The sequence below is a fragment of the Ruegeria sp. AI3 genome (assembly GCF_056541245.1).
The window spans coordinates 180,694-197,295 of sequence record NZ_JBQFYA010000010.1 but is presented as its reverse complement, the minus strand read 5'-3'; the positions used below and the strand labels follow the sequence as shown (position 1 = coordinate 197,295).

The following is a 16,602-nucleotide window of genomic DNA, read 5'->3' as shown; positions in this document are numbered from 1 at the left end:
GACTTGACCACCTGTTAACTGAAGTTACCCCAAAAATGTGGCGTTAACCATAAACACTGGTCGGGCAAAGGCAACAGGAAGAATACATAAAACCCGGCGAAGCCACTGTTTGATCACACAAAACTGAGGGCGGCTACCATTTGTTCAGCATCTCTTTGGCATGGGTCCAGTATTCACTTTGCCGACAGGTGTAGAATGCCTTCTCCATCAGATCGTAGGATTCAGGTCGGTGTGTCGCCAGCCCCACGACCTTGGGTAGCGAAGGGTTCAGGCGCACCATCCGCTCTTTCAGCACAAGATGGGCCATCCAATGCTGGTTCTCAGCCGATGTGGTCAGCAGCAGTTCGATCAAAGCCCCCCGAGGCGCGCCCGACGTGATGCCGAACCATTTCAACAGGCCCCAGTCGTCGGGGTTCTTGATCATCTCCTCCGAGATATCTGTGGGCTGTTGCCCGGTGCCGATCGACAGAGCCTCGATATGTGCCAAACCCTCGGCTCGGCCTGCCGCGATGGCCACGTTGATGCCGTTCATCACCGGGTTGTTGGCAAAGGCCCCGCCATCAGCGAAATAGCCATAGTCCACCCCGTCCGAAATGATCTGATGCGGCGGGAAATAGGATGGCGCGGCCGAGCTTGCCATGGCGACGTCCAGCAGGCCGACATCGCTCATATCCAGCCATTTTTCGTAGCCCAGCGTCTGGTTGGTGATAGTAAACGGCGACCACCCTACCTTGTCGCTGCGATGAAGGCATACGGTGTTGACCGCCAGAACCAGATCCGGCGAAAGAGAATTGACTTTGCGGTCTCCCACGAGACTGCGCCCGATCTCCTCCAGCCCGGTGGCATTGTATTGCGAGGCGGTGATGCCCGGGCCGCCGCCGAGTTTGAACCGCCGCAGCACCTCATCCAGTGCCTTGTCCAGAAAGCTGTGTTCGTTTTCACGAAAAATCTTGTCGGCATCTTCGCGGTAATGCGCGGCAAGCTCGCCGATGAGCTGACCCATATCTTTGCCTTGCGTCCGGCCATCCGCAAGCGCCACGGCGATCAGCCCACCGGTCGAGGTCCCCGCGAACCCGTCGGCCTTGTCCAGAACGCCGGTCTCCTCCTGCAGGCTTTGCAAGATCAGGCAGGTCAGGTAGCCCCTGATCCCCCCGCCATCGCAGGACACAAGTTTGAATACCATTCGATGCGCCTCATCGCTTTTTAGTTGTAAGGGGTTTTAGGATAACTGGGCTGGGAAAAGCCAGCCGTTTTGCGACCCGTTGAGGCTTGTCCCGCATAGCAAATTGGAAAAAGCCTTGCGAAAACCTGTATTTGCAAGCACAGTTCGCCGCGAAAAGGACGGGCTTGGCCCGCAATGGCCGACCCCACCGGGGCCACGGCGCAATCAGGGAGTTGAGGCTATGGCGTTGGAACTACATGAGATGTGCAGCGGGCTGGGCTTTCCAGAAGGTCCGGTTGCGATGAATGATGGCTCGGTCCTGTTCGTGGATATCAAAGAGCAGACCCTCGTGCGCCTGACCGTCGATGGCACCGTCAGTGTGGTGGCCGAAATCCCCGGCGGCCCGAATGGCGTGGCAATTGGACCGGATGGCGCTGCCTATGTCTGCAACAATGGCGGTGTCTATAGTTTCGTGCCCTACGGACCCGACGATATCACTGTTCCCGCCCCCATTCGCCCGCATTATAAGGGTGGGTCCGTGCATCGGGTCGATCTTGAGACCGGAGAGGTCACGATGCTGTTCGATTCCTATGAGGGGAAAGGGCTGATCGCGCCTGACGATCTGGTTTTCGACAAGGAGGGCGGGTTCTGGTTCACCGATACCGGGATCGAGGACGCAGAGTCTACGCGTTATGGCGGGCTGTACTATGCCACGATCGACGGCAAGACCCTGATCAAAGCTGCCACGATTCCGATGCCCAACGGGGTCGGGCTGTCGCCGGATGGCGGCACCGTCTATGTCTCGGACACGGTGTTTGGGCGGCTTTGGGCAATGAAGATCACCGGCAAGGGCCAAGTCGAGCCCGGTCCGATTCCGGGGATGCCGGGGCAGGTGGTGCAAACCTTGCCGGGGTATCAATGGCTCGACAGTCTCAAGGTCGAGGCCGACGGACGGGTCTGCGTGGCGACAATTTTCAACGGCGGGATCACAGTGTTCAGCCCTGACGGGTCGACCGAACATGTCGCCATTCCCGACCTCTTCACGACCAATATGTGTTTTGGCGGAGAGGACATGCAGGACATATGGATCACCGCCTCCAGCACGGGCAAAATCTACAAGGCCAGATGGCCTCGTCCGGGGTTGAAGCTGGAGTTTACGGCTTAATGTAAGGACCGTCGGTTTTGCGCAGTCGAGATCAGCATATGCTTGAGCCATGGCCAATAACGGAGGGTGTGTCGCAGGTGCAATCCGGCGACAAAGAACTAGAAGGACAAGGCCTTGGCCGGACTGCCGAGGCTCAGTCTGCAGGCGTGGGTGTGATAAGCCAGGTAATAACGCTGCGGTCCAGTTGTCGGTAGCCAACGTCGAAGACCGCCCCTGCCGTGACCGTATTATTCAACGATTTGGTCAACCGCAGCCTCAGGACGGTTTCACTGGGCGCGCCGTAGAGTTCGGCATGGTCAAAACCAAAGAACTGTTGAACCGCAGGGAACAGGGCCTTGTAGAGAGTTTCTTTGGCCGAGAATACAAGCGTTGCCTTCAACGCCTGCGCGTCGCTTTCCCGGATCAGCCGGGTTTCCTCGGGCTGCAAAGCGACCTTGAAAATCGCATCCAGTGAGGATCCTTCGGCGATGTCCTCTATATCGACGCCAACCAAGGTGCCGGGCTGATCGGTGATAATCGCCGCACAGCGCCCCTTTGAATGCGTGATCGAACCTGCGACGCCTGCGGGCCAGATCGGCTCACGGTTGGGACCTGTGGCGATCTGCGTCGACGCATGCCCCGTTGACGCCAAAGCGGCCATGGCTACGGCACGGCCTGCCAGATACTCGGCCTTTCTCTTTTCAACGGCCCTGTCCAAACGATCCGGCCGGTCGACGTCCAACGTCGTGAAAAGGCCATCTTCAAAACGAGATTGATCAAACCTCGCGATCACAGCAGTCGCTGTCGCAGACCCGATGTCCATGGCCACCACGTCCATCAGGAACTCATCGGAGCGCGTTTCCAGGGAAGAGAGGTGTTGGGCGGGCAGTGTCATGGCCCCCTTGGCTTCCCTCAAGCGTCGCGCCACGTCAATCCGGTTTTTCAAATTGTATGACGCCTGCACAGTGTGGCAGCTTGAATTGTCGCAAACCATTTGAAGGCATCCGCCAAAACCCATCGCTCGCGCAGAGGGTTGAGGGGCTAAGCGCCCCTCATGTCTTCAAAACGCTTAGACGCGTGCCAGACTGCGACCGGAATTGGATCATGTGTCAGAACGTGCGGAGATATCGGCCTTTGTCCACACGCAGTCATGGTCAGAAAGCGGTGTGCCAGTGGCCGAGATTGAACTCAGCACGCCTTTGTCTGCGGGCGTGAAACCCCGCCCGGCCAGCCAATCCAGTTTCATCTTTCGGTCCGGGTGTGGCGTAATCAGACTGGGGCGGGTCGTGTCGCCCTCGGCCGTAAACTCCCACGAATAGCCCTGATCTTCGGCCAGTGCGAACAAGGTTTCGCGGCGCCAGTCGAAATCGGGGGGAAGGTGGTTGCCGGTGTTCAGATCTCCTCCGATCAGAACTGGCATGTCGGGGGCGAAGGCGTCAATCTCCCGTAGCAGAAGTTCGAACTGAACTTGCCGGTGTTCAGCGGCGGAATTGCTTTCCAGATGCGTGGAGACCACGCAGATCGGCCCCCTTTCGGTTGGCACAACGGCGGCAATAGCCATGCGCCCGCCGACCCGGGGTTGTTCAGGGTCTGCTGCCCCGCTTTCGGGGGTGAACCAATGGCCGTGGTCGTCCAATCGGATCAAAGCTGTGCGCTCAAACGGGACCGAGGATAGAACGGCGTTGCCGTGCCAGCCGGTTGTGTTGAAATCATCGGTGCAAAAGGCGCGCTCGGTCGGGCCACCCAGGTCAAGCTCGTGAAACTCGACGCCAAAGGCGTAGGTCATGCCAAGGGCGCGAGCGACCTCTTCGGTGGTGTGTCGTTGCGCGGTGCGGGCCATGCCGCAATCGACCTCGGAGAGCAGAACGATATCTGGCGCAATCGGGTCCAGATGCGCGGCAGTCTCTTCGGGAAATAGGCAGCGTTCAACATTCCAGGCGGCGACGGTGATCTGCGCGGGCAGTTGCGCTGCGGTCGCCTCGCCGCCCAATTGCAGCGCGTTCATAGCCAGCAAGGATGCCATCAGCGAGCGATGCGCCTGCGTTGTGCGCGGGGCGGCCAGGATTTCAGCCCGCTGGTCAGATGTGACAGCGGGCAAAGTCGCGACAGTTTGTGTGATCAAAGGACTTTTCCCGTTTCCATGTCGAACAGGCGTAGGGCGTCGTGTTTCAGGGTGATGCGGGTCTCGCCCGTGTGCACGCTATGGTCCTTGCCGACCATGACGGTAAACGGCTGATCCGCAAGTGTGCCGTGCAGCAGACGATGCGCGCCAAGTTCTTCGAGGATGTCGACCTGGAACGAGACGGATCCGTTCTCATCCAGTTCGACATCCTCGGGACGTACACCCATGGTCACCGGGCCGCTGACGGCCTGTGGCGCGGGCATCAGCCCGTCATAGCCGTTGAGGCGGACCTGTCCGTCTGACGCTTCGGCCTCGATCAGGTTCATGGGTGGGGCACCCATGAACGAGGCGACGAAGGTAGAAGCCGGATTGTGGTAGATCTCGGAGGGGGTACCGATCTGCTCAATCCGGCCTGCGTTCAAAACGATGATCCTGTCGGCCATCGTCATCGCCTCGACCTGGTCATGGGTTACGTAAACTGCCGTCGTGCCAAGACGACGCTGCAGGGCTTTGATCTCGATCCGCATCTGGTTGCGCAGCTTTGCATCGAGGTTCGAAAGAGGTTCATCAAAGAGGAACAAGGCGGGGTCGCGCACCACCGCGCGCCCCATGGCGACGCGCTGGCGTTGACCACCGGACAATTGCGCCGGTTTGCGGTCCAGATATTCAGTCAGGTTCAGCATCTTGGCGGCGTCTTCGACCTTGGCGGCGATCTCGGACGCGGGCGTCCCGCGGTTCTTCAGGCCATACCCGATGTTCTTGCGCACCGTCATATGCGGGTAGAGGGCGTAGTTCTGGAACACCATCGCAATGTCCCGATCCGCCGGGTCCACATCATTGACCACCCGGTCGCCGATTTTCAGCGTACCTTCGGTGATATCCTCAAGCCCCGCGATCATCCGCAACAAAGTGGATTTGCCGCATCCCGAAGGGCCGACCAGAACGACAAACTCGCCGTCCTGAATGGTGAAGCTAGTGGTCTGAACGGCCTTGAAGCCGTTAGGATAGACCTTGCGGATGCCCTCTAATGATACCTGAGCCATGCGCGTATTCCTTATTTGTCGGATTCTGTGAGGCCCTTGACGAACCAATTCTGGAAGAAGATGACGATCGCCACCGGCGGGATCATCGCAACAATGGCCAGCGCCAACGCTTGTCCATGCTCGGGGATCTGACTGTCGGTGTAGGTCAGCACGATCTGCTTGATGCCCCGGACCAGCGTGAAGAAGCTTTCATCCGTCGTGATCAGCGTCGGCCACAGGTACTGGTTCCAGCCAAAGACGAACATGATGATGAAGATCGCTGCAATCATTGTGCGGCTGAGCGGGACGAGGATGTCGATGAAGAACTTCCACGGCCCTGCGCCATCGATCCGGGCCGCCTCGGCCAGTTCTTCGGGGACGGACATAAAGAACTGCCGGAAGAAGAACGTGCCTGTGGCAGATGCGATCAGGGGAACGATCAGACCGGTATAGGTGTTGGTCAGGCCCAGTTTCTGGATCGCTTCGTAGGAAGGCAGGATGCGGACCTCAAGCGGCAGCAACAGGGTGGTGAAGATCACCCAGAAGGCCAGCGTTGCAAAACGCAGACGGAAATAGACGATGGCATAGGCGGCCATCATCGAGATGATGATCTTGCCCACGGCAAAGCCGATGCCCAAAATGAAGGAGTTCATCAGCATCAAGGTTCCATCAACTGTCTGCGTGAATCCGCCTTTTTCAAACATGGCGGCGTTGAAGTTCTTGCCCAGGTCGTCGCCAAGGCCCAGTTGGATGCCCTCGCGGTGGATGGTGACCGCATCGTGGCTGGCCGTGGTCAGCGCCAGCAGAGGCGGTAGGATCATCAGCAAGGACCCAAGGATGAGGACAAAGTGGTCTCCGATCGTTTCCCAGCGGATTCGGCGGGATTTGCGGGTCACGGCGGGTGTGTCGAGTGTGGTGTCGGCCATGATATCCTCCCTCAGGTATAGTGAATCCGGCGTTCCACCAGCCGGAACTGGAAGACGGTCAGGATCAGAACAAGGGCCATCAACACAACGGATTGCGCGGATGATCCGCCAAGGTCGTTGCCGCGGAAGCCATCCAGATACACCTTGTAGACAAGGGTCATCGGGTTGTTGCCCGGCTCACCCTTCATCAGTGCGTCGATGATGCCGAATGTGTCGAACAAGGCATAGGTGATGTTGATGATCAGCAGGAAAAACGCGGTCGGGGCCAGCAGAGGAAAGGTCACGTCCCAGAACCGCCGCGTGGATGAACGGTTGTCGATCATGGCCGCCTCGCGGACCGAGCGTGGGATGGATTGCAGGCCCGAAAGGAAGAAGATGAAATTGACCGGGATCTGTTTCCACACCGCGACGATGATCATTGCCGTTGCGGTGGCGTTGTAGTCAACGCCCAGTTTGAACTCCCAGCCGAACAGCCCGAAGAACTTGGTCATGGGGCCGGTGCTTTGATCAAAGAACAGAATGCCCAGAAACCCTGCTACCGGGGGTGCGATCGCGTAGACCCACATCAGCAGGGTGCGATAGGATCTCGCCCCTCGGATCACCTTGTCAGCCTTGACCGCCAGCAACAGCGCGATGGCCAGTGAAAAGAAAGTGACCAGAATGGAGAAGACAACCGTAAACCACGCGATGCGTTTGTACTGATCATTGCCCAGCAATGAGGTGTAATTGTCCGCCCCCACAAAGGTCGAGCCGAACCCGAACGGGTCCTGCAAAAAGAACGACGATTGCAGCGCCCATCCAGCGGGCCAGTAGAAGAAGATGGCGATGATCATGAGCTGCGGCAGCAGCAGCGCCACAGGAAGCCAGATAGTGTCGAAGCCCGCGCGTTTCATTGTTAGTCCAGTTGCAAAATGGGGGATGGCCGCGCCCAAAGGCGCGACCATCTTGGGGGTGATCCCAGAACCTTAGCCCTGAGTCTTGGCGAAGCGTGCCAGCAATTCGTTGGCTTCGGCTTCAATGTTCTGGAAAGCGCTTTCCACGTCGGTCTCACCGGTCAGGATACGGCCATACTCGCGGTTCATGATGTCGCGGATCTGAACGTAGAAGCCCATGCGGTAGCCCTTGGTGTTGTCACCGGCCTTGGCTTGCAGCTGGTTTACGCCAACTTCGGCGGCAGGGTAGCGGTCATAGTGGCCGTCTGCCTTGGCGGCTTCATAAGCGGCCTCGGTGATCGGGACATAGCCGGTTTCCTGGTGCCAGAAATACTGTGTCTCAGGTGCGGTCAGGAAGCGGAAGAACTCGGCAGTTGCCTTGTTTTCCTCGTCCGACTTGCCCGACATCGCGAACAGAGCTGCGCCACCGATGAAGGTTTGGGTCGGCTCAGCAGTGACAGCTTCCCAATAGGGCAGCTCAACCGCGCTGAATTCAAAGCCCAGGTCTTTCTGCAGCAGGCCGCCGAAGGAACCGGACGAGCCCAGCCACATCGCAACTTTGCCTTCTTCGAACGGTTTTGCGTTGTCACCCCAACCGGTGCCATACCATTCGAACATGCCGTTGTCTTTCCACTCGGTCACGGCGGTGAAGTGCGCCTTGATCGCGTCGTTGTTGACGAGGATCTCGGTGTCCATGCCGTCATAGCCGTTGTTGTTGGTCGCAAACGGCAGGTTGTGGCGCGACATGAAGTTCTCGGTGAAGATCCAGGGCAGGTGCGACTGGCTGAGCGGGATGTAGCCTGCCTCTTTCAGCGCCGGTGCGGTGGTCGACTGGAATTCTTCCCATGTCTTCGGCGGGGTCACGCCTGCGGCTTCCAGAGCGTCGACATTGTAATACAGGATCGGGGTCGACGAGTTGAACGGCATCCCGATCATCTTGCCATCGCTGTCGGCATAGAAATAACGCACGCCGGCGATGTAATCGTTGATGTCGAATTCGACGCCGTTTTCAGCCAGCAGGTCCTGAACCGGAACGGTTGCGCCTTTGGCAGCGATCACGGTGGCGGCGCCTGCGTCAAACACCTGCATGATGTTGGGCTGCTCGCCCGCGCGGAAGGCAGCGATCCCGGCGGTCAGCGTTTCTTCGTAGCTGCCCTTGTAGATCGGAGTGATTGTGTACTCGTCCTGTGACTCGTTGAATTTCTCGGCAACCTTGTTGACGGTTTCACCCAGCTGCCCGCCATGGGCATGCCACCAAGTGATTTCGGTTTCTGCAAAAGCTGCGGTCGCGGTGAACGCGAGCGCGGCAGCTGTTGCGCAAAACTTCAGATTGTTCATTTCGATCCTCCGGTTCGGTGTCGGCCCTTTGCAGCAAAAAGGCCGTTGGCACTATGTGCCAGTTTTCATGCAGGCTCCCCTGCGGCGTTTTACGCGCGCAGCCTCCGACCCGCATCAGTGGAACGCGTCCGCAAACTGCACACGTGACCACATACTGTTAACGTATGACAGTTCGATGAAAGATTTCTAGCAATATTGACAAATTCGACAAAAAAGATGGACAGCTTGGGCGTGGTTGATGAAAGCAAAAAACAACTGGAAAGACCGCGCCGCGTTACGGCGCAGGCGGTTGCCGATGCGGCAGGCGTATCCCGTTCCGCCGTGTCCCGTGCGTTTACGCCCGGCGCTTACCTTGATGCGGAAAAACGTACAAAAATCATGCGGATGGCCGACCGTATGGGGTATCAACCGAATGCGTTGGCGGCGGGGTTGAAGGGGGGGCGATCGCACCTCGTAGCGGTCTTTGTGGGCAACAAGCGGAGCACCTACGACTCGGAGTTTGTGAACCGGTTGGTCGGGCAGTTGAACGCTCTGAACAAGTGGCCGATTCTGATTGATGGCAGTGGAGAGAGCGCTGAATCAGCTATGGATCAGGTTTTGCGCTATCCGCTGGATGCTCTGATTCTGCGCGGGGGCAGCATGCCCGGCGCGCTTGTGGAGCAATGCAGCAAATTCGGTGTCCCCATGATCTCGTCGGGCCGGATCGTGGAGGCGGCGGGGATCGACAATGTGTGCTGCAAGAATGCTGAGGGGATGACCCTCGCGACCCGTGTTTTGTTGGACAAGGGCCGCACACGGTTCGGGTTCATTGCGGGCGCGGCCGAGTTCGGATCTTCAGATGATCGCAGGGCCGGTGTGGTCAACACTTTGGCGGCGGCAGGATTGTCCCTGATTGCGCAAGAGGTCGGAGATTTCACGGTTGGGTCTGGTTACGAGGCAGCGCAGAAACTGCTGCGAGAAAACAGCCTCGATGCGCTGATCTGTGCCAACGATGCCAGCGCCATCGGAGCATTGACCGCGGCACGGGAGTTGGGCGTGGACGTGCCCGAAACACTCTCAATTGTGGGCTTTGACGATATTGAAATGGCTGGGTGGCCCGCGTTCGATCTCAGCACGATCAACAATCCGATCGATCTTTCGGTCGAACATGTGATCACCTTGCTTGAAAAACGTCTGGCTGAACCGGCTAAGGCCAGTGAGACCCTTCTGATCGAGCCCTTCTTTGTCCCGCGCGGTACCCATTGACGCTGATACGGCCTGAGGTTTCAGAAGTCGCGAAGAGTTCGTCGGCGTCGTACTGGTTGTTGATATTCTACACACCGCCTCTTACCCGATTTTGCAGTAAGAGGGAGAGAGGTCCCGACACAAATGCCTTTCTACTGCCGCAGGTGGCTTTGAGTTTGGGCTGACGCCCGGGCCGGAGCTTGTCTCAGACCTCTTTGATCGACGTTTCTGACAGTCTTTCCACCAGGCTTTGCTCGATCTCTTCCAGAACGCCGCGCACGCGTTTTTGCAGGGCGTGTTCGACAGAACAGGTTGGCGCCTCATCTTCAAGGCCGCTTGCGACAAGGCGCTCGTCCAGCGCAAGGTAGACGTCGGCTAGCGTGATTTCGCTCGGCACGCGGGCCAGACGCCACCCCCCGGCATGGCCTTTCTCGGACGTCAGCAAACCGGCGGCACGTAGTTTTCCCAAAACACGACGCACAACAACCGGGTTGGTTCCGGCATGGTCGGCAATTTCGGTTGAGGTGCGCACACGGTCCGGCTCTCCGGCCATGTGGCTGAGCGTATGCAGGGCAAGTGACAGGCGGCTATTGCGCTTCATATGACGGGGTTCTCCTAACCTGCTGGCAACGTAACTTTGGCTGTTGCATTAATCTAGTAACTATGAAAGTTACAAGAACCGCATCCAGAGCTATGGAGACTCATATGTCAGATACGCGCCTTCCCGTCACGGTGCTTTCCGGATTTCTTGGGGCTGGCAAGACCACATTGCTGAACCGGGTTCTCAACAACCGCGAAGGTCGCCGTGTCGCGGTGATCGTGAACGATATGTCGGAGGTGAATATCGACGCCGACCTCGTGCGCGCCGATACCGAGCTGAGCCGCACGGACGAGACGCTGGTTGAAATGTCGAACGGCTGTATCTGCTGCACCCTGCGCGATGACCTGCTGGATGAGGTCCGCCGACTGGCGGCCGAGGGGCGCTTTGACTATCTGCTGATTGAATCGACGGGTATTTCCGAACCCCTGCCGGTGGCTGCGACCTTTGATTTCCGCGATGAGTATGGTGACAGCCTGTCCGACGTTGCACGGCTGGACACGATGGTGACGGTTGTCGATGCGGTAAACCTGCTCGGGGATTTCTCCTCGCATGACTTCCTGCAGGATCGCGGTGAGACCATGGGCGAGGAAGACGAACGCACCCTCGTCCATTTGCTGACCGATCAGATCGAATTCGCCGATGTCGTGATCCTGAACAAGGTCGACGATGCCGGGCCGAAAAAGGTCGACGCGGCCCGCAAGATCATCCGCAGCCTCAATGCGAATGCCGAGATCGTCGAGGTCAATCACTCCGCTGTGGCGGCTGAGAAAATTCTCGATACCGGGCTGTTTGACTTCGATAAAGCCCATGAGCATCCCATGTGGGCCAAGGAGTTGTATGGTTTTGCCGACCACGTGCCGGAGACTGAAGAATATGGTGTTGCGTCTTATGTCTACCGGGCGCGCCTGCCCTTCGTGCCCGAGCGTATCTTTGAGGTTCTGAACGGCGATCTGCCGGGTGTGATCCGGGCCAAGGGGCATTTCTGGATTTCTGCGCGTCCCGATTGGGTGGCTGAGTTTTCGCTGGCCGGGGCGCTCTCTAGCGTGCAGCCTTTGGGCACTTGGTGGGCTTCGGTTCCGGAAGAACGCCGACCGACCCATGACAGCGCCCGCGCCTATATGCAGGCTCATTGGCAAGAACCATGGGGAGACCGCCGGCAAGAGATTGTGTTCATCGGTGCGGGGATCGACTGGCCGACCCTTCGGGCGCGATTGGATGCCTGCCTCGTACCCGCCGTTGCGGCTTTGGGCCCCGACAATTTGCCCGAATATCCCGACCCGTTCCCGATCTGGCGTCGGGCTGAGGCGGCGGCATGAGCGTTGTACGCCAAACCGTGATCGGTGCGGCCGTTGGGGTTGGCGTTGCGGATACGCCCGAGGCGCTGAGCACCTTTCTCAACCCGGGTTGCGCCGCGGCACTTTGGCGGCGTCAAACTCCGCCCAGTGTTCAAAGCTGGCTAAATAGTCTTGACCCCGAGGACCTGCCGAACGGGCGGGTGATCCTTCCGTTGGGCAAGGTGGCCGAAACAATCGGCCATCTTTGCGACATGTCCGGTTTGCCAGCATGCCCTGAGCGGGATTGGCTGGAGGCGGATATCGCCTTACTGGCAGAGGTGTTCTCAGATCTCGTCTCGGCCCGTTATTTGCGGTTGCGGCTGGATGTTGTCACGACCAACGCTTGCCGCAAGTTCCATATCGACGCCATCACCGCGCGACTGGTCTGCACTTATCGCGGCACTGGTACGCAATACGGCATTTCGCGTGATGGCGCTGAGCCGAAACGTGTCTTTACGGTGCAAACCGGTTCTCCGATCCTATTGCGCGGGACACGCTGGCCGGAAACACCGCGGTCGGGCCTTTTGCACCGTTCCCCTCCGATCGAAGGCACCGGCGAGACCCGGCTCGTACTGGTATTGGATCTGATCACCGACCCGGAAGAGGCTGCATGACCGGAAGTCTGGGGCAAAGCAGCTTGCGTCGCAGGAAGCGCGCGGGTGATCCCATGGCCGTCTTTGACAGCCTGCCCGCCCCGTTGCGGCAGTGGTTGTCCGAAGCGGCCCTGCCATGGTCGCCCGTCTCGGCGCGCCGGATTTGGGTCAAAGCGCTGGCCAAGGGTCTTACGCCGGAAGAAACGTTGCTATCGCTGAATCGGGCCGAGGCGAGTACACTGGCACGTGACAAGGTGATGGCCCTGCCGCGCGGTTAAGGCACCCACGCTCTGGGGTCGCTTTGACTTGAAACTATTACGCTCAGCCGTCACCATCCGATCATTGTTGATTGATGAATTACGGAGGGCGCAATGGCCTATAAGCTGATTAAGGGCGAGTTTCATATTTTTTACCCAGACATTCCAAAGCAGGGCCCGGAACCTGACGGAGATACTCTGAAATTCAAGCCAGATGACCCGTCGCTTGTTCAGGACCTTTGGCGTTCGGGCCAGCCCCGGCCCGGCTTCAATGGGCGTGGGATGATCAATCTGCGCTTTGAAGGGCTGGATTCGCTCGAAACCCATTTCCGCAGCGCGCATCAGAACAAACACCTTGCGGAGGCGTCGCGCGATTTTCTATTGGATTGGGCCGGGTTCGGAGACGTGGTGTTCTGGGAGGACAAGCCCAACAAGGTGAAGCAGGTCGAAAACAACCCGGTTCGCGGCTACATCCTGACCAATGGTCTGGACGGCCACGGCCGGATTGTGGCCTTTGTCTACTCGGGTGATGCGCCCGAACCGGACGGTGAGGTATTCAAACTGATGCCGGACCGCGTGGATCTGAGCTTCAACGCGCGCAGCCTGGAGGCTGGTCAGTCCTATCCACTGTTCTACCTGACGCTGCCGATATCTCTTGCGCAGCATCTCGGAGGGATTGCTGATCAGGCCCGCGCGACTGGAAATGGCCTGTATCCCGATGATGCGTCGGCCCCCGGTCAAGACTTCGAAGTAACCCCTGCGAATTATCAGGATCTGGCAATCTGGCCCAAGCTCTTCCGGCGCCTGCATGACTATTTCGCAGATGAATTCGACGATTTGACCGGGTTCGATACCTGGCTGCGCGCGGACCCGAGGGACCGGGACGATCGCATGCTTCTGCCCGAAGACTATGACGCCCATTTCCACAATGTGGTCGAGGTGACCTCGCCCACGTCGATGAGGCTGACAGTCGACCCCAAGGATATCGTGATCCTGCCGGACGATTTCACCATGCCCGACACCGGCCTGCCGTCACAGTAGCGCCAGGTCTAAAGCTCCGCCGAAGGTGCCGGGCCGCGCCAGTCCAGACTGAGATCATGGCGCAGACTATGAGGGAAGGGGATCATCCGATTGGTATCCTCGTCCCACAGCCTCCATTTCAGGCAACTCAGCGCGCCTCGGACGTCGATCGCCGCGCTGTTCCAGTCCTGCGCAATTGAGGCGTTACAGGCCTTGAGGTGATAGCAGGGGATTTTGGCGTTCAGGTGATGCAGGTCATGGAAACCGAAATTCAGCAGAACAAAATCCACAACCGGTCCTAGTCGGAGCGAACTCGCACCGTGCAGAGCCGCTGCATGGGCGGTTTTGTCGCCCGACTGCCGCCAATAGGTTTCTTCGAAGTTGTGCCCGACATAGACGACAAATATTCCGAAACTGCCTGCAAGAAGGCTACCAAGGATCAGGGCGTAAAAACTCCACCAGCCAAGAAGTGTGATGATCAGGCCCCAAAAAGCGAACATTGCGAAATTCTGCAAAAGAACATCCCGGACGCTGACGCGTCGCGTGTTTCGGGGCCAGCGGTATTGGACGAAGTAGATCAGGACCGGGCCGATCAGGAACAATGTGATGGGGTGCCGATAGGCGCGGTAGAAAAGTTTCCTGGACAGGGGCGCGGCTTCGTATTCGCGCCGGGTCATGACATAGACCTCGTGGGCGTCCCGGTGATCCAGATTGCCCAGATGCTGGTGATGCAAATTGTGATTATACCTCAGAACGCTATGCGCGATCCCGGAAAAGAGGCACAGGAGGTTCCCAAGGAGATCATTCCACGTGCGGTTTGTGAAAAAGCTGTAGTGCCCACAATCATGCTGAATGGAGTAGAGCCTAAGTATACCGGCTCCAAACAGAAACGAACCTAAGGTCAGGGAAAGCCATGCCCCGGGAAAAAGGGCAGGGATAGCAAGCCCTGCAGCGACGACGCCCGCGCTGATCGCCAGCGCTTTGAACGCCATCCCATCATCTGGTTTTGTAAATTCCTTCGGAACCTTGATCGAACTCATTACCGTCACTGAAAATGATTGAGACTATGAAATTGCTTGGCGTCCCCAATCGTTAGCACGGCTTTGGATTTCCGCCAAATTCGTTGAGGTGCGCGGCTCAGGCGTCGGTTCGGGACAGCTCCAGAAACATATAGGGCTGTATGTTTTCGAATGGCCAAACGCGGACCACCTGCGTGAGGCCCAGTTTCTGTGCCCCGCGCCCGATCGTGTTGAACACTCCGATATGTTCCTGAAAAACCGGGTCGTCGCTGAACCTGTCGATCATGCGGTCGGTGATCTCAGACCGCACGCGCAGGCGCAGGCTTGACCCTTTTAGGTGGCGTTTGATCTGGGCAAGACGAACGAAGTTGAGGCTGTTCCACAACCCATGAACTTCGTAGGTGTCCTCAACCCATGTGATCCTCTTTCGAAACAATCGCCGTGTCAGGGTCTTTGAGCGAAGCGCGGGGATGTTGAAATGCGGCTCATACGGGAAGCCGTAATTAGGGCACAGGATCAGGCAGCGGCCCTGTGGGGCCAGAAAACGCGGCAGCGTATCCAGGAAATGCCGCCAATCCGGCAAATGCTCCAGCACGTTGACCATGTAGATCAGGTGATAGGGTTGTGACGGAGTGTAGGCCTCATAGGTGCTGCGGTGGATGTCCCCGCCCAGTTTGGCGGCGTGATCCAGAACATGCTCCATCGGTGCGAAGCCTTCGGCGAAAGGCTCAATGGCGTCCAGCGTGATGTTAGGGTTCCGCTGGCGCAGCATGGTCAGCAGGATACCTGCCCCGCAGCCGATCTCCAGCGCGCGCGCGCCGGGGGGCAGGGCGCAGATTTCAGGGTCGAGATTCTGGAAATGAAACCGAGCTGCGCTAAGCCAGATGTCTTTCAGGGGAAAGTCGAACCGCGCGAAATCCTCAAGAATGTCGTCGACCGAAAAAAGGCTTTCTTGAGGGCTGACCGAATGCATACTGATCCCAAGACGAGTGGTTTGAAGGATTGATATAACAATGTGTTGGAGCGGGCCAGCGTCCTATACCATTGCCGCCGTCGGGGTGATCGCCACCGTCAAGGCCATACGCCAAGGCGAGAGCCCGCTGCTTTGGTCTCCGCTGGTGTATTTCACCGCGATTGAGGTGCTGCAGGGCTATTCCTATTCTGTCGAGGGGCAATGCGCATTGCCCCAAAATCAGGTCGCCGCGTTGCTGGCCTATATACATATCGCCTTTCAGCCGCTGTTTACCGGCATTCTCGCCTTGTATTTCATCCCAAAGGATGTACGCGGTATGATAGCGCCCGTGGTCTTAGGTCTTGGCGCAGTGACTGGAGCGTATCTGTTGCTGCAAATTTATCCGTTCGAGTGGGCAGGCCCGTGCCGACCGGGTCGTCTTTTGTGCAGCGATCATCTGTGTGTGAAGGCGGAAAGCTGGCACATAGGGTGGCATTTGCCACTGAATGATCTGGGTGAAAGCCTGCCTGCAACGATTCTTGGGCAGCAATATGATCTGAACTTCCCGGTCTATTTTACGGTGATGTTTCTGCTGCCCGCCGTTCTGGGCGCATGGAAAGTCGCGGGGTTTCAACTGCTTATCGGGCCCACGCTGGCCTGGGCCTCAACCGATAGCCCTACGGAAATGCCTGCGATCTGGTGTCTGTTCTCGCTGGGCATTGTCATGATGATCGTGTTCACGCCGCTCAAATCGGCGCTGCAAGCAAGATCATGGCCTTTGTGGACTGTGCTGCGCTGGGTGAACGGGACCAATAAAAAACCACTCTAATACCCTAACAAACCGTTCACCCGCGCATCACTTTCTTTACCTCGTGCCTAACCTGCGAACCGCGGTTCCAATCTGGTCGGAGACCCGGTTCCCCCTCAAGCCGGTGGGAGGCAAGAAACACTATGGA

17 protein-coding genes are annotated in these 16,602 nt (G+C 58.2%); 7 read left to right on the top strand and 10 right to left on the bottom strand.

Going from position 1 to position 16,602, the window contains the following annotated elements; translation table 11 throughout:
• Positions 1-133 precede the first annotated feature (133 nt).
• Positions 134-1,183, bottom strand: coding sequence for a patatin-like phospholipase family protein (locus ACRZ95_RS16050; RefSeq protein ID WP_170679736.1), 1,050 nt, complete (start codon positions 1,181-1,183; stop codon positions 134-136).
• Positions 1,184-1,403: 220 nt separating this feature from the next.
• On the opposite strand from ACRZ95_RS16050, the gene ACRZ95_RS16045 reads away from it, so the two are divergent.
• Complete coding sequence (locus ACRZ95_RS16045; RefSeq protein WP_170679738.1) at positions 1,404-2,327, top strand: SMP-30/gluconolactonase/LRE family protein; 924 nt, start codon at positions 1,404-1,406, stop codon at positions 2,325-2,327.
• 133 nt (positions 2,328-2,460) lie between these two features.
• Here ACRZ95_RS16045 and ACRZ95_RS16040 read toward each other — a convergent pair whose 3' ends face one another.
• From ACRZ95_RS16040 to ACRZ95_RS16015, 6 genes are all read right to left on the bottom strand, one after another.
• On the bottom strand, positions 2,461-3,201 hold the full coding sequence (locus ACRZ95_RS16040; protein ID WP_170679740.1) for a 4'-phosphopantetheinyl transferase superfamily protein: 741 nt from the start codon (positions 3,199-3,201) through the stop codon (positions 2,461-2,463).
• A 207-nt stretch (positions 3,202-3,408) separates the two neighbouring features.
• Positions 3,409-4,425 carry an endonuclease/exonuclease/phosphatase family protein gene (locus ACRZ95_RS16035; protein ID WP_170679991.1) on the bottom strand — a complete coding sequence of 339 codons (1,017 nt, stop codon included), beginning with the start codon at positions 4,423-4,425 and terminating at the stop codon, positions 3,409-3,411.
• Positions 4,425-5,471: a sn-glycerol-3-phosphate ABC transporter ATP-binding protein UgpC gene (locus ACRZ95_RS16030; protein WP_170679742.1), complete on the bottom strand. Its 1,047-nt coding sequence runs from the start codon at positions 5,469-5,471 to the stop codon at positions 4,425-4,427. The genes ACRZ95_RS16035 and ACRZ95_RS16030 overlap by 1 nt, the downstream gene beginning before the upstream one ends.
• A gap of 11 nt (positions 5,472-5,482) precedes the next feature.
• A complete protein-coding gene (locus ACRZ95_RS16025; RefSeq protein ID WP_170640327.1) occupies positions 5,483-6,376 on the bottom strand; it encodes an ABC transporter permease subunit in 894 nt (297 codons plus the stop codon).
• An 11-nt stretch (positions 6,377-6,387) separates the two neighbouring features.
• Positions 6,388-7,269 carry an ABC transporter permease subunit gene (locus tag ACRZ95_RS16020; RefSeq protein ID WP_170376925.1) on the bottom strand — a complete coding sequence of 294 codons (882 nt, stop codon included), beginning with the start codon at positions 7,267-7,269 and terminating at the stop codon, positions 6,388-6,390.
• Positions 7,270-7,341: 72 nt separating this feature from the next.
• A complete protein-coding gene (locus ACRZ95_RS16015) occupies positions 7,342-8,646 on the bottom strand; it encodes an extracellular solute-binding protein (protein WP_170376927.1) in 1,305 nt (434 codons plus the stop codon).
• Between the two features lie 216 nt (positions 8,647-8,862).
• Between ACRZ95_RS16015 and ACRZ95_RS16010 the strand changes: the two genes are divergently transcribed.
• A complete protein-coding gene (locus tag ACRZ95_RS16010) occupies positions 8,863-9,891 on the top strand; it encodes a LacI family DNA-binding transcriptional regulator (protein WP_170679744.1) in 1,029 nt (342 codons plus the stop codon).
• 184 nt (positions 9,892-10,075) lie between these two features.
• On the opposite strand, the gene ACRZ95_RS16005 is transcribed toward ACRZ95_RS16010, so the two are convergent.
• Entirely contained in the window at positions 10,076-10,471 is a 396-nt protein-coding gene (locus ACRZ95_RS16005; RefSeq protein WP_170679746.1) for an Rrf2 family transcriptional regulator, read from the bottom strand.
• A 104-nt stretch (positions 10,472-10,575) separates the two neighbouring features.
• Between ACRZ95_RS16005 and ACRZ95_RS16000 the strand changes: the two genes are divergently transcribed.
• The 4 genes from ACRZ95_RS16000 (at position 10,576) to ACRZ95_RS15985 (ending at position 13,696) form a co-directional block, all read left to right on the top strand.
• Entirely contained in the window at positions 10,576-11,787 is a 1,212-nt protein-coding gene (locus ACRZ95_RS16000; RefSeq protein ID WP_170679748.1) for a CobW family GTP-binding protein, read from the top strand.
• Entirely contained in the window at positions 11,784-12,419 is a 636-nt protein-coding gene (locus tag ACRZ95_RS15995) for a DUF1826 domain-containing protein (RefSeq protein WP_170679750.1), read from the top strand. The genes ACRZ95_RS16000 and ACRZ95_RS15995 overlap by 4 nt, the downstream gene beginning before the upstream one ends.
• Complete coding sequence (locus tag ACRZ95_RS15990) at positions 12,416-12,676, top strand: DUF6525 family protein (protein WP_170679752.1); 261 nt, start codon at positions 12,416-12,418, stop codon at positions 12,674-12,676. Before ACRZ95_RS15995 ends, ACRZ95_RS15990 begins: the two co-directional genes overlap by 4 nt.
• Positions 12,677-12,769: 93 nt before the next feature.
• On the top strand, positions 12,770-13,696 hold the full coding sequence (locus ACRZ95_RS15985; RefSeq protein WP_170679754.1) for a hypothetical protein: 927 nt from the start codon (positions 12,770-12,772) through the stop codon (positions 13,694-13,696).
• 8 nt (positions 13,697-13,704) lie between these two features.
• On the opposite strand, the gene ACRZ95_RS15980 is transcribed toward ACRZ95_RS15985, so the two are convergent.
• Together ACRZ95_RS15980 and ACRZ95_RS15975 are read right to left on the bottom strand one after the other, a co-directional pair.
• Complete coding sequence (locus ACRZ95_RS15980) at positions 13,705-14,715, bottom strand: fatty acid desaturase (protein WP_170679755.1); 1,011 nt, start codon at positions 14,713-14,715, stop codon at positions 13,705-13,707.
• Positions 14,716-14,812: 97 nt separating this feature from the next.
• On the bottom strand, positions 14,813-15,667 hold the full coding sequence (locus tag ACRZ95_RS15975) for a class I SAM-dependent methyltransferase (protein WP_170679757.1): 855 nt from the start codon (positions 15,665-15,667) through the stop codon (positions 14,813-14,815).
• Positions 15,668-15,707: 40 nt separating this feature from the next.
• Between ACRZ95_RS15975 and ACRZ95_RS15970 the strand changes: the two genes are divergently transcribed.
• Positions 15,708-16,475: a DUF5765 domain-containing protein gene (locus ACRZ95_RS15970; RefSeq protein ID WP_170679759.1), complete on the top strand. Its 768-nt coding sequence runs from the start codon at positions 15,708-15,710 to the stop codon at positions 16,473-16,475.
• The last annotated feature ends 127 nt before the right edge of the window (positions 16,476-16,602 follow it).